At 63.7% G+C, this 11,671-nt stretch carries 11 protein-coding genes; 10 read left to right on the plus strand and 1 reads right to left on the minus strand.

The features are described 5' to 3' along the window. Nucleotides 1-13: 13 nt before the first annotated feature. The 9 genes from I6L37_RS18960 to mltB all read left to right on the plus strand — a co-directional run bounded on the left by I6L37_RS18960 (nucleotide 14) and on the right by mltB (nucleotide 10,102). Entirely contained in the window at nucleotides 14-1,012 is a 999-nt protein-coding gene (locus I6L37_RS18960; RefSeq protein WP_216992670.1) for a DASS family sodium-coupled anion symporter, read from the plus strand. A 321-nt stretch (nucleotides 1,013-1,333) separates the two neighbouring features. Continuing rightward, the gene (locus I6L37_RS18965) at nucleotides 1,334-2,026 is read left to right on the plus strand and encodes a DUF1499 domain-containing protein (RefSeq protein WP_216992671.1); all 693 of its coding nucleotides are present in this window, start codon (nucleotides 1,334-1,336) and stop codon (nucleotides 2,024-2,026) included. Nucleotides 2,027-2,028: 2 nt separating this feature from the next. Then, the gene (locus I6L37_RS18970; RefSeq protein ID WP_201977039.1) at nucleotides 2,029-2,616 is read left to right on the plus strand and encodes a carboxymuconolactone decarboxylase family protein; all 588 of its coding nucleotides are present in this window, start codon (nucleotides 2,029-2,031) and stop codon (nucleotides 2,614-2,616) included. After that, nucleotides 2,613-4,763: an FAD-dependent oxidoreductase gene (locus tag I6L37_RS18975; RefSeq protein WP_216992672.1), complete on the plus strand. Its 2,151-nt coding sequence runs from the start codon at nucleotides 2,613-2,615 to the stop codon at nucleotides 4,761-4,763. The genes I6L37_RS18970 and I6L37_RS18975 overlap by 4 nt, the downstream gene beginning before the upstream one ends. 17 nt (nucleotides 4,764-4,780) lie before the next feature. Then, the gene (locus I6L37_RS18980; RefSeq protein ID WP_216992673.1) at nucleotides 4,781-5,965 is read left to right on the plus strand and encodes an ABC transporter substrate-binding protein; all 1,185 of its coding nucleotides are present in this window, start codon (nucleotides 4,781-4,783) and stop codon (nucleotides 5,963-5,965) included. Beyond that, nucleotides 5,965-7,638 (plus strand): ABC transporter permease, encoded by a 1,674-nt coding sequence (locus I6L37_RS18985; RefSeq protein ID WP_216992674.1) that lies wholly within the window; start codon nucleotides 5,965-5,967, stop codon nucleotides 7,636-7,638. The genes I6L37_RS18980 and I6L37_RS18985 overlap by 1 nt, the downstream gene beginning before the upstream one ends. A gap of 16 nt (nucleotides 7,639-7,654) precedes the next feature. After that, on the plus strand, nucleotides 7,655-8,299 hold the full coding sequence (locus I6L37_RS18990) for an ATP-binding cassette domain-containing protein (protein WP_216992675.1): 645 nt from the start codon (nucleotides 7,655-7,657) through the stop codon (nucleotides 8,297-8,299). Nucleotides 8,300-8,310: 11 nt separating this feature from the next. After that, nucleotides 8,311-8,925, plus strand: coding sequence for a CDP-alcohol phosphatidyltransferase family protein (locus I6L37_RS18995; RefSeq protein ID WP_026457892.1), 615 nt, complete (start codon nucleotides 8,311-8,313; stop codon nucleotides 8,923-8,925). A gap of 85 nt (nucleotides 8,926-9,010) precedes the next feature. Then, nucleotides 9,011-10,102, plus strand: a complete 1,092-nt coding sequence (gene mltB, locus I6L37_RS19000; RefSeq protein WP_201977034.1) for a lytic murein transglycosylase B — start codon at nucleotides 9,011-9,013, stop codon at nucleotides 10,100-10,102. Between the two features lie 100 nt (nucleotides 10,103-10,202). Here the strand turns inward: mltB and I6L37_RS19005 are convergent, their stop codons facing one another. Next, nucleotides 10,203-10,868 carry a peroxiredoxin-like family protein gene (locus I6L37_RS19005; protein WP_216992676.1) on the minus strand — a complete coding sequence of 222 codons (666 nt, stop codon included), beginning with the start codon at nucleotides 10,866-10,868 and terminating at the stop codon, nucleotides 10,203-10,205. Between the two features lie 112 nt (nucleotides 10,869-10,980). Here I6L37_RS19005 and I6L37_RS19010 point away from each other — a divergent pair, with 112 nt between their 5' ends. Further along, on the plus strand, nucleotides 10,981-11,559 hold the full coding sequence (locus I6L37_RS19010; RefSeq protein WP_216992677.1) for a TetR/AcrR family transcriptional regulator: 579 nt from the start codon (nucleotides 10,981-10,983) through the stop codon (nucleotides 11,557-11,559). Nucleotides 11,560-11,671 lie beyond the last annotated feature (112 nt).

Genomic DNA, 11,671 nt, shown 5'->3' on the forward strand with positions numbered 1-11,671 from the left:
GGCAGGCGAAGTCATGACTTTCTGGCTAATTTGGGAAACAACGCCGTACCCCATCACCCAATCCATCGCTACCGCATATCAATCCGAACCAGGTCCGACAGCGAGAAGGGCCGGCGCCTTCCTGATGCTATGCGTCTCCCAGATAGATGCCATCGTCTGTACCATGTTCCTGACAGCTATGGCGGGGAATCCACTGGTTGCCGAATTGGCCAGAAGTCAGGGGGTGGAGATTAGCTGGACAACTTGGTTTGTCGGCGCCATCGTGCCCGGTCTCGCTGCGCTGATCTTGCTGCCACTGGCACTCTATTTCTTTTACCCGCCAGAATTGAAAAAAACACCGGAGATCTCTGGGCTGGCCCGTGAACAATTGCAAAAAATGGGCCCCATGTCTCTTGCAGAAAAAATATTGGCCTTCGATTTTGTCCTGTTGATCCTGTTATGGACCCTGGGCGACATTGTTTTCTCGATCCCGGCAACACTCTCGGCATTTATTGGCCTGGCGATCCTGCTCGTCTCCAATATCATGTCATGGAAAAACATTATTGAAGAAAAAACGGCCTGGGACACCATGTTCTGGTTTGCCGTATTGGTGATGATGGCCAACGCCCTCAATAAATATGGCATGATCGGTTGGATATCGGAGCATATCGTCAGCTATGTCGATCATTTTGACTGGTTGACCGTCTTCGCCATTCTGGTGCTGGTGTATTTCTATACCCGTTATTTCTTTGCCTCGGCCATGGCCCATATTTCGGCCATGTATCTGGCCTTCCTGGCCGTCGCCATTTCGGTGGGGACCCCCCCATTGTTTGCAGCTCTGGTACTGGGTTATACCTCGAACCTGTCGATGGGCTTGACCCAATACTCTGGCGGCCCCGGTCCGGCGCTGTTCGGGTCCGGATACAACACCACAGGGCAATGGTGGGGTGTCAGCTTCCTGGTCTCCCTTGTCTCTCTCACCATCTGGGTCGTGCTTGGTGGAGCCTGGATGAACCTGATCGGATTCTGGTGATCCGGTCGATACACTTCTCGCAGGTGATATACCACCGGGTATCGCAACCCGGTGGTACTCACCACATCTCAGCTCAACGGGTGCCACGCTGCAGACTGCGCCTGGCTGATAGCCTCCCCGCTCCACATCAGGTCTCCCCGCCCTATCCTGCAGGGCTGTCACCCCCGCTTTCGCAAGGCAACTATGGGAGCGCATGCTCCGAACGAGCAATCTTGTCGTCGTGGCCAAAAAATCGCCGAACAGGCTTCAATTTGCTAACGTTATCAGGCTATTAGGTTTATCCTTCTCGGCATTGCCCACTCAATCCATGGATCCCGCGCTATGCCCAGCACCATCTTGTGGCCACTGCTGGCCTGGTTCGTTCCTCTGGTAGGGGTCCTCGGTAGCCGTATCCATCTCTGGCCCTGGTGGCTGGGTTTTACCCTCTGTCTGGCCGGGGCGTTGCTCTCTCTCTTCCTGCTGGTACGTTTGCCCTGGAGCCGAAACAAGGCATCCAACCTGTGGGGGGCCATCCCGCTGCTGTTGCCCCTGCTGTTCCTGGTGCAGGCGTGGCGCATGCCACTGACCAACGATGTCAGCACGGATCCCTATCATCCCCCCGCCCTGAGCTGGGCCAGCGAACTCAGAACCCCGGCGGATCTGCCCGTCAATGCGCCTCCCCTGAAAGTTTTTGCCGGCAACCCCGGTCCTCTCTATACCCGAGCCTCCGGGGCCGAGGTGATCGCCGAGGCCAACGCACTGATGACAGAGCTGGGCTGGCAGGTACGTCCGAGCCCCCACGGGCTCGATGCCGTTGTCACCACCTCCTGGTTCGGCTTTCAGGATGATGTGGCGCTGCGGGTCTTTGCCGGCCCCAAGGAGACCCGCATCGACATGCGCTCCGCCTCCCGTCAGGGACGCAGTGACCTTGGCACCAACCGGGCACGGATCAACTGCTTTCTGGATCGGCTCAATGAACGGTTGGGTGGGGCCTACAAACCCAAGATGATGAAGAAGAACAAAGAAGAGGAGTAGCAATGCGCGTCGAGGTCAAACCGGATCAGGAGTATGCCTGGTTTATCCGCCCCTTTTTCTGGCTGCAAAAACGCAACTACGGCCAGGTGCTGATCCCGGGCAAGTGCTGGGGCCGCTCCCCCAGGCTGTTTGCCGCCGTGGCGACCCTCTATGGCGTCATCAACCGCAAACGCTCTCCCATCGATCCCGTGCTGCGCTCCCTGGTGACGGTGCGGGTCTCCCAGCTCAACTGGTGCCGTTTCTGCGTCGACATCAATGCCATGACCCTTATCAAGCGGGCCGGCTCCAGCGAGAAGGTGGAAGCCCTGGCCGAGTGGCGCGAAAGCCCCTTGTTCGACGAGCGGGAGCGGGCCGTGCTCGACTACACAGAGGCGATGACAGGGCTGGATGGTGTGAGCGACGAGCAGGCTGCCCGTCTCAAGCCGTGGTTCGATGACGACGCCATGGTGGAGCTGACCGGCCTCATCGCCTTCCAGAACATGTCGGCCAAGTTCAATGCGGCCCTCGACATCGCTCCCCAGGGCTTCTGCCAGCTACCGGTGCAGCCAGCGCGCCCGACCGATGCCAACGTCGACAAGGACGCCAAATGACGCGAGCCCGTTTGCTGCTTCTGCTGGTGATGGGGTGCCTCATCGGCGCCTTTTTCGCACTTGATCTCGGCCACTATCTGAGCCTCTCCCAGTTGCAGGCTCGCCAGGAGAGCCTGGCGCTGTGGGTCGACCGCCATTTTGTCGCGGCCAGCCTGCTGTTTCTGGTGATCTATGTGCTCAGCACCGCCCTCTCCCTGCCGGGCGCCAGCCTGCTCACCCTGGCGGGCAGCGCTGTCTTTGGCGTGGCGTGGGGGTTGCTGCTGGTCTCGTTTGCCAGCTCCCTGGGGGCCACCCTGGCGTTTCTCAGTGCCCGCTTCCTGCTGCGCGACTGGGTGAGCGCCCGCTTTGGCGACAAGCTGGCCACCTTCCAGTCGGGGATGGCAAAAGATGGCGCCTTCTATCTGCTGAGCCTGCGCCTCATCCCCATCTTCCCCTTCTTTCTGGTCAACCTGCTGATGGGGCTGACGCCCATCAGAGTCAGTACCTACTACTGGGTGAGCCAGCTTGGCATGCTGCCCGGCACCTTCGTCTTCGTGCTGGCAGGGAGCGAGCTGGCGACCCTCACCAGCACCGGCAATATTCTCTCCCCCGGCCTGATGGTGGCGCTGACCCTCTTGGGGCTGATGCCCTGGCTGATGAAAAAACTGGGGCAGACCCTCGCCCTGCGCCGCCTGCACGCTCCCTATCAAAAACCGATCCGCTACGACTACAACCTGGTGGTGATCGGCGCCGGCGCCGGCGGCCTGGTCACCAGCTATATCGCCGCGGCGGTGAAGGCCAAAGTAGCCCTGATCGAAAAGCACAGGATGGGGGGAGATTGCCTCAACACCGGCTGCGTCCCCTCCAAGGCGCTGATCCGCGCTGCCCGCTTTGCTGCCGAGCAGCGCAAGGCGGGCGAGCTCGGCTTTAGCCCGAGCCAGAGCGAGGCCGATTTTGCCGCCGTGATGGCGCAGGTCGCGCAGGTGATCAGGGAGGTCGAGCCTCACGACTCCGTCGAGCGTTACCAGGGACTGGGGGTGGAGTGCATCGAGGGGGCGGCGCGACTGGTCTCCCCCTGGGAGGTCGACGTCAACGGCCGGCGCCTCACCACCCGCCATGTGGTCATCGCCACTGGTGCCAGGCCGCTGGTGCCCGATTTACCGGGACTTGATGAGGTGCCCTACCTCACCTCGGACACCCTGTGGCAGCTGCGCACCCCGCCGCGCCGCCTGCTGGTACTCGGCGGCGGCCCCATCGGCTGCGAGCTGGCCCAGAGCTTCGCTCTGCTCGGCATCCCCGTCACCCTGGTGGAGCTGGCCGATCAGCTGTTGCCACGAGAGGAGCGGGAGGTGGCCGAGGCACTGCGCCACCAGATGGAGCGGGATGGCGTCACCCTTCTCACCGGCTGGCGCGCCGAGCGGGCGCAATACCAAGCCATAGAGGATGGGCTGCCCATCCGGCTGCACCTGCGCCGGGGTGACGAGACCCAAGTGATCGAAGGGGATCAGCTGCTGCTGGCGCTGGGCCGGGTCGCCAACGTGAGCGGTTTCGGGCTGGAAGAGCTGGGGGTGACGCTGGCGCCGCGCGGCACAGTAGCAGTAGACGGCTTTCTGGCCACCAACTACCCCAGCATTCTGGCGGTGGGGGACGTGGCAGGCCCCTATCAGTTCACCCACTTTGCCGCTCATCAGGCCTGGTATGCCGCCGTCAACGCCCTGTTCGGCCAGTTCAAGCGCTTTCGCGCCGACTACCGGGTTATCCCGGCGGCTACCTACACCACGCCAGAAATTGCCCGGGTGGGCCTCAATCGCAAGGAGGCCGAGGCGCAGGGCATTGCATTCGAGGCGACCCGCTTCGATTTGGCCGAGCTCGATCGCGCCATCGCCGACGGTGAGCGTGAGGGCTTTGTCGAGGTGCTGACCGTGCCGGGCAAGGACAAGATCCTGGGTGCCACCATAGTGGGCACTCACGCCGGCGAGCGGATTGCCGAGTTCGTCCTCGCCATGCGTCACAAGCTGGGGCTTGGCAAGATCCTCGCCACCATCCACGCCTATCCCACCCTGATGGAGGGGAACAAATACGTGGCCGGCGAGTGGAAACGGGCCCACCAGCCCACCCGCATCCTGGCCCTGCTGGCCCGTTATCACAACTGGCGCCGCGGCGCCTGATCCCTTAGGTGACACTCATGTTCAAGACCCTGCCCCTGCTCAAAACCCTGGTCTGCGCCCTGCCCCTGCTGGCAAGCGGCGCCCTGCTTGCCGGCGAGAACCCGGCCCCCGATGCCCGCTGGCAGCAGACGCTGGATGAGGCCAAAGGCCAGACTGTTTACTTCAACGCCTGGGGCGGCAGCCCGGAGATCAACGGCTATCTGGTGTGGGCCGGGCAGGAGCTCGAGCGCCAGTACGGGGTCAAGCTGGTGCAGGTCAAGGTGGATGACATAGCCCCGAGCGTCAGCCAGCTGCTTGCCAATAAACAGGCGGGCAAGAACACCGGTGGCCCCATCGATCTGCTCTGGGTCAATGGCGAGAACTTCAAGGCGATGAAAGAACGGGAACTGCTGGGGGCCCCTTTCACCGGGGAGCTGCCCAACATGGCTCTGGTGGATATGAATCTGCCGGTGAGTGAGGACTTCACTGTGCCGGTAGCGGGGCTCGAGGCCCCCTGGGGCATAGGCCAGCTCAACCTGATGGTCAACGGAGAGGAGGTCACCACGCCCCCCACCTCGGCCGCCGCCCTGCTCGCCTGGGCCAAGGCCAACCCTGGCCGCTTCAGCTATCCCAAGCCGCCCCAGTTCCACGGCTCGAGCTTTCTCAAGCAAATTCTGCTGGAGCTCACCCCGGATCCCGCCCCCCTCTATCGGGAAGCGACCGATGCCGAGTTTGAGCGTCTGACGGCGCCCCTCTGGGTCTGGCTCGATGCGCTGCATCCGGCGCTCTGGCGCAAGGGCAAGCTGTTTCCTGCCAGCGCCGCCGAGACCCGCCAGCTGCTGGATGACGGTGAGCTGGCCATGGCCATCAGCTTCAATCCGGGAGAGGCCCAGAGCGCGGTGCAAAATGGTGCCCTGCCACCTGGCGTGGTTGCGGTGGCCATGGCAAAGGGGGCGCTCACCAACAGCCACTTTCTCGCCATCCCGTTCAACGCCAGCGCCCGTGCCGGCGCCAAGGTGGCGGCCAATTTTCTGCTAAGCCCGGCAGCCCAGGCGCGCAAGGCCGATCCCGCCTTCTGGGGCGATCCCAGCGTGCTGCGGGCCGACGCCCTGCCCGCCTCGGCCAGCCAGACGCCGGCTCTTCGCTTCAAGGCGGTGGCAGAACCCCACCCCAGCTGGCAGCTCAGGCTTGAAGAAGCCTGGGCCGAACGTTACGGCCACTGATGCCATCAACCACCGACAACCGGCTGCCAGGCTGGCGTCCCCTCTTCACCTGCGCTTGCGCCCTCCTGCTGGCGGCGCCCGTGCTGGTGGGGTTGTGGCAACTGCTGGGCAGCGGGCTGAACCAACTAAACCTTCATCGCCTGTTGGTCCAGCCCGGACTCTGGCACTCGGCGGCCCTGAGCCTGTGGATTGGCACGGCCTCGCCCCTCGGCAGCCTGCTGCTGACCGCCCTGCTGCTGGCACAAAGCGGTCAGCAGGGTGACGAGCACCCCTGTTTTCGCTGGCTGCGCCGCCTGCTCTCCCCCCTGCTGGCCCTGCCCCACGTCGCCTTCGCCATCGGCTTTGCCTTTCTGCTCGCCCCCTCCGGCTGGCTGCTGCGCCTCGTCTCTCCCTCCCTGACCGGGTTCGAGTTTCCCCCCGATTGGCAGACCATCCGGGATCCCTGGGGGCTTGGCCTGATCCTGGCGCTCATCATGAAGGAGACGCCGTTTCTGCTGTTGATGGCGCTGGCGGCGCTGGAGCCCGCCAAACTGGCGCGCCAGCAGTGGCTCGGGGCGAGCCTGGGCTTCAGCGCCCCGCAGATCTGGTGGCGCCTGCTGCTGCCCGCCCTCTGGCCCGCCCTGCGCCTGCCCCTCTATGCGGTCGCCGCCTACGGGGTGGCGGTGGTAGATCTCGCCCAGCTGCTGGGCCCGGATGCCCCCGCTCCGCTGGCGGTCAGGCTGTGGCTCTGGTATCAAGATCCGGATCTTGGCTGGCGCGGCGTCACCACCAGCGGCGCCCTGCTGCTGCTGGCCATCAGCCTGTTGCTGCTGGCGACGCTGCGCTTGCTGGAGTGGGCTCATCAGTGGTATGGCAAGCAGACCTGGCTCGACGGACAGCGCCGCGGATCGCGCCCCCTGGCGGCCAGGCTGGCCGGCCTCTGTGTGGCCGCCATGTTTGCCATCAATCTGGCGGTGCTGGCGGCCCTGCTGATCTGGTCGCTGGCGCGGCGCTGGTCCTTCCCGGAGCTGTGGCCAAGCCAGTGGAGCAGCCAGCACTGGCTAGTGCTGCTGCCGGATCTGATGCCCCTGCTCGTCGACAGTGCCCTGCTGGCCCTGGCGGGCGCGGCGCTGGCCCTGTTGTTGGTGGTATTGAGTCTGGAGGCGCAGCAGGGGCGTCGCCCCTGGCCGCTCTGGCTCATCTGCCTGCCGTTGCTGCTGCCCCAGGCCAGCCTGCTGTTTGGCATCCGGCTCGGGCTCGACTGGCTGGGCGGCGGGATTGGCTGGGGCTGGGTGCTCTGGAGCCAGCTGCTGTTCGTGTTTCCCTACGTCTATCTCTGTTTGCACGGCCCCTATCGCCAGTTCGATCCCCGTCTCACCCAGACGGCGCTCCTGCTCGGCGCCAGCCCCTGGCGCACCTGGTGGCGGGTGAAGGGACCCTTGCTGGCCCGTCCGCTGCTTTTCTCGTTCGCGGTGGGAGCGGCAGTGAGCCTCGCCCAATATCTGCCGACCCTGCTGTTTGGCGCAGGTCGGGTGGTCACCATCACCACGGAAGCGGTGGCCATCGGCAGCGGCCTCAACCGGCGACTGGCCGGGCTCTACGGCCTGTTGCAACTGCTAGTGCCACTGGCAATCTATCTGCTGGCGCTCTGGCTGCCAGGTCGCCTCAACCCGGCGCTCAAGGGCGCCCGATAAACACGGGAACGTCTCGATGCTAAGCACCACGCCCCTTCACCTCTACCTTGGGCAAGATCCCTTGCTGTCGTTACCCGCGCTCGCCATCGCCCCCGGCGAGGTGCTGACCCTGATGGGCCCCAGTGGTTGTGGCAAGAGCTCGCTGCTGGCGGCGCTGGCGGGCGTCCTGCCCCCCAAGGGACCCCTTCGGCTGGAGGGGGAGATCCGGCTCGGTGAGCGACGGCTCACCCCCCTGCCCCCGCAGGCGAGGCGCATCGGCATGCTGTTTCAGGATGACCTGCTGTTTGCCCACCTGACGGTGGCCGAGAACCTGATGTTCGGCATGCCCGCCTCCCTCAAGGGAGGCGGAGCCCGGCGGGCGAAAGCGCTGGAGGCCCTGGCACAGGTGGCGCTGGCGGATCAGGCAGACAAGCTGCCGGGGGCGCTCTCCGGCGGCCAGAAGGCACGCGTCAGCCTGCTGCGGGCTCTGCTGGCCGAACCGCAAGCCCTGCTGCTGGACGAGCCCTTCTCCCGCCTCGACAAGCCGCTGCGGGCGGCATTTCGCGCCCTGGTGTTCGAGCAGATAAGGATGCTGGCAATCCCCGCCATCCTGGTCACTCACGATGAAGAGGATGCGCCCGGCACCATCCTCGACCTCACCCTTTCCATCCCTGTTTGCTGAGGATCCTGACCTTGTTCGATCGCTACCTCATCCCCGTCATTCGCAGCCCCCTCACCCGGCTGGCCAAGCCCTTGTGCCGCATGGGGATCAGCGCCAACCAGGTGAGTCTCACCGGCTTTGCCATCGGCATGCTGGCGCTGCCGTTGTTGGCCTTTGACCTTTATCTCTGGGCACTGCTCGCCATCCTGCTCAATCGCATGCTGGACGGACTGGATGGCGCCGTGGCACGGGAGACGGGGATCACCGACTGCGGCGGTTTTCTCGACATCACCCTCGACTTCATCTTTTACGCCGCCGTGGTGCTGGGGTTCGCCCTGAGCGACCCCGCCAACGCCCTGCCCGCCGCCACCCTGCTGTTTGCCTTCATGGGCACGGGCTCGAGTTTTCTCGCCTTCGCCATCATGGCGGGCAAGCGGGGGATCGATAACCCCGTCTATCACCACAAGTCGCTCTATTACCTCGGAGGGTTGACCGAGGGGAGCGAAACCATCGCCCTGTTCGTGCTGATGTGTCTGTGGCCCGCCGGTTTTGCGTCACTCGCTTACGGCTTTGCCCTGCTCTGCCTCATCACCACCCTGACCCGGCTCTGGAGCGGCTACCATACCCTGCGTCAGGGAACAAAATAAGCGCCAGCCACACTGCACTGGCACTTGCGCATGGATGGCAATGTTTTACCATGTCGGCACTCTTTTTCAGGCTCATGAGAACCCTATGCGTCGCCTTGTCTGTCTACTCACTCTCTCCGTATTCCCCTTGATCGGCGGCTGCAGCAGCACGCCTGAAGCCAAGCCCGTGGTCAAACCCCAGCCCAATAGCGCCTTTATCAACCAGACGCCGCCGAGCAAACCCGTCTATTCACAGGGGATCAGCAAGGGAGACTTCGCCAATCGCCCCAACGTGGACAGGTTCGTACAGCGGATGGTCGACAAGCATGGTTTTGACAGTGCCCACCTTCATCAGGTGCTGGCCCAGGCCGAGCGTTATGACTGGATCATCCGCCTGATGGATGCCCAGGGGCCGAGCAGCAGCAAGCCCACAGGCCCGACCGGTGCCTGGAATCGCTACCGCGCCAAGTTCATCACCCCGGACAATGTGCAAAATGGCGTCGCGTTCTGGCGCGAGTACGAGAGCGAGCTCAACCGCGCCCAGCAACTCTATGGGGTGCCGCCCGAGATCATCGTCGGCATCATCGGCGTGGAAACCCGCTGGGGTCGGGTGATGGGCAAGACCCGCATCCTGGATGCGCTGGCCACCCTGGCATTTGACTACCCGCGCCGGGCGGAATTTTTCACCGGCGAACTGGAATCCTTCCTGGTGATGACCCGGGATGAGGGGATGGACCCCACCGCGCCGACAGGCTCCTACGCAGGGGCCATGGGTTATGGCCAATTTATGCCGTCCAGCTTCCAGCGCTATGCGGTGGACTTCAACAACAATGGCCACACCAACCTCTGGGATCCGGTGGATGCCATCGGCAGCGTGGCCAACTACTTCAAGGCTCATGGCTGGGAGAAGGGGCAACCGGTGGCCGTGCGTGGTCAGGGCCAGATGCCCGGCTACGAACATGGTTTCCAGACTCGCTACCCCATCGCTTCCTTGCGTCGCGCCGGTCTCACCCCCACCAGCAGCCTTGGCAATCACAGCGAGGCGAGTCTACTGCGTCTGGATGTCGGCACCGGCTACCAATACTGGTACGGACTGCCCAACTTCTACACCATCACCCGCTACAACCACAGCACCCACTACGCCATGGCGGTGTGGCAGCTGGGGCTGGCGGTCAAGAGCGCCCGCGGCGGATACTGATACACCCGCCAAAAAGACAACCCGGCAGGGAGTGCCATGCCGGGTGTCTTCTCTACCTGAATACAAAGAGCAGCAGCGCCGGCAAGCCGGCGCTGCTTTTTTAGATTTTCCCCGCCGCAGCCTGCTCGTCCAGCACGGCCACCAGCGCCGCGGGCTCGACCCGCTTGGTGTAGTCCACGTTGACGAAGTGATAGAGCACGGTGCCATCCTGGCCAATCACGTAAGTAGCCGGCACCGGCAAGGTGAAGCTGTCATCCCCGTTGCTCGCCGGAATGTCGATGCCAAAACTCTCATAGATGGGGCGCAGCTCCTCGGCAAGCGTGAATACCAGTCCCAGGGAGGCCGACACCCGGTTGCCTTCGTCGCTGAGCACGGTGATCGCCAGCCCGTTGGCGGTGAGGGTATCCTGGGCCGAGCTCGGTTTCTCCGGAGTCAGTCCGATGAGGTTGACACCGCGAGCCCTGAACTCCGGCAGCACGGCGTTGAGGGCCTGCATCTCCAGATTGCAGTAGGGGCACCAACCGCCGCGGTAGATATTGAGCACGACCGGCCCCTGCGCGAGGTAGTGGGAGAGCGGACGGGTCACCCCATGCTGATCCGGCAGCGCGAAATCGGGGATCTGCGCGCCAGTGGTGAGCGCCCCCTGTTCGAGGGGGGTTTCCCTGAGCTGCTCGGTCGCCTGATCCATCACCGCCAGAATATGAGCCGGGACCTTGCTCTGCTTGATCTCGTCGTAGGCTTTGATTTTTTGTTCCAGAGTCTGCATGATTGTCATCCTTTTTGTAGTGGTCGCTACAATATCAATCAGGGGCCGGCAGTCGGTCAAGCTTATTTTGTAGCGATCACTAAAAAACAATCTCCTCACGGCAGGTGACACCATGGCAAGACCCGCATCATTTGACAGAGACAACATCCTGGACATCGCCCTCGACGCCTTCTGGGACACGGGATTCAGCAACACCGGCATAGCGGCGCTGGTCGAGAAGATGGGGCTCAAGCCCAGCAGCCTATACGGGGCCTTCTCCTCCAAGGAGGGGCTCTTCATCGAGGTGTTGCAGCGTTATTCTGCCAAGAGCCTGGAACAGATCCGCGCGCTGCTGGCGTCGGAGGATTCTCCCCTGGCTGGCGTGCGGGCGCTGCTCGATGCCGTGGCGCGGGATGCCATCGCCTGCGAGGCCCATCGCGGCTGCCTGCTGGTCAATACCTTGCTGGAGGTGGGGCGCCACCACGACACCATACAGGCGGCAGTCAGCGCGCACCTCGCCGAGGTCGAGCAACTGGTGACGCAGGCGCTGCAACAGGCACAGGCGCAGGGGGAACTGGCGCCGGATAGAGATGTGCCGGCGACCGCCGCCCTGCTGATGACCATGCTGTGGGGCTTGCGCGTGCTGGGACGCACCCATCCGGACCCCGCCAAGGTTCAGATCGTGCTGGCACAGATGCAGGCCTGTCTGTAAGCCACTGACCGCCTGCCGCGGGCAGCAGTCATCGTCTGCACAGACAAAAAAGAGGAGCCGTGATGGCTCCTCTTTCTCGTTGCATGTCGGCCCGGGGAATTCAGGCTCCGGC

Origin of the sequence: Aeromonas sp. FDAARGOS 1407, from assembly GCF_019048725.1 — a bacterium.
GTDB classification, from domain to species: Bacteria; Pseudomonadota; Gammaproteobacteria; order Enterobacterales; family Aeromonadaceae; genus Aeromonas; species Aeromonas enteropelogenes.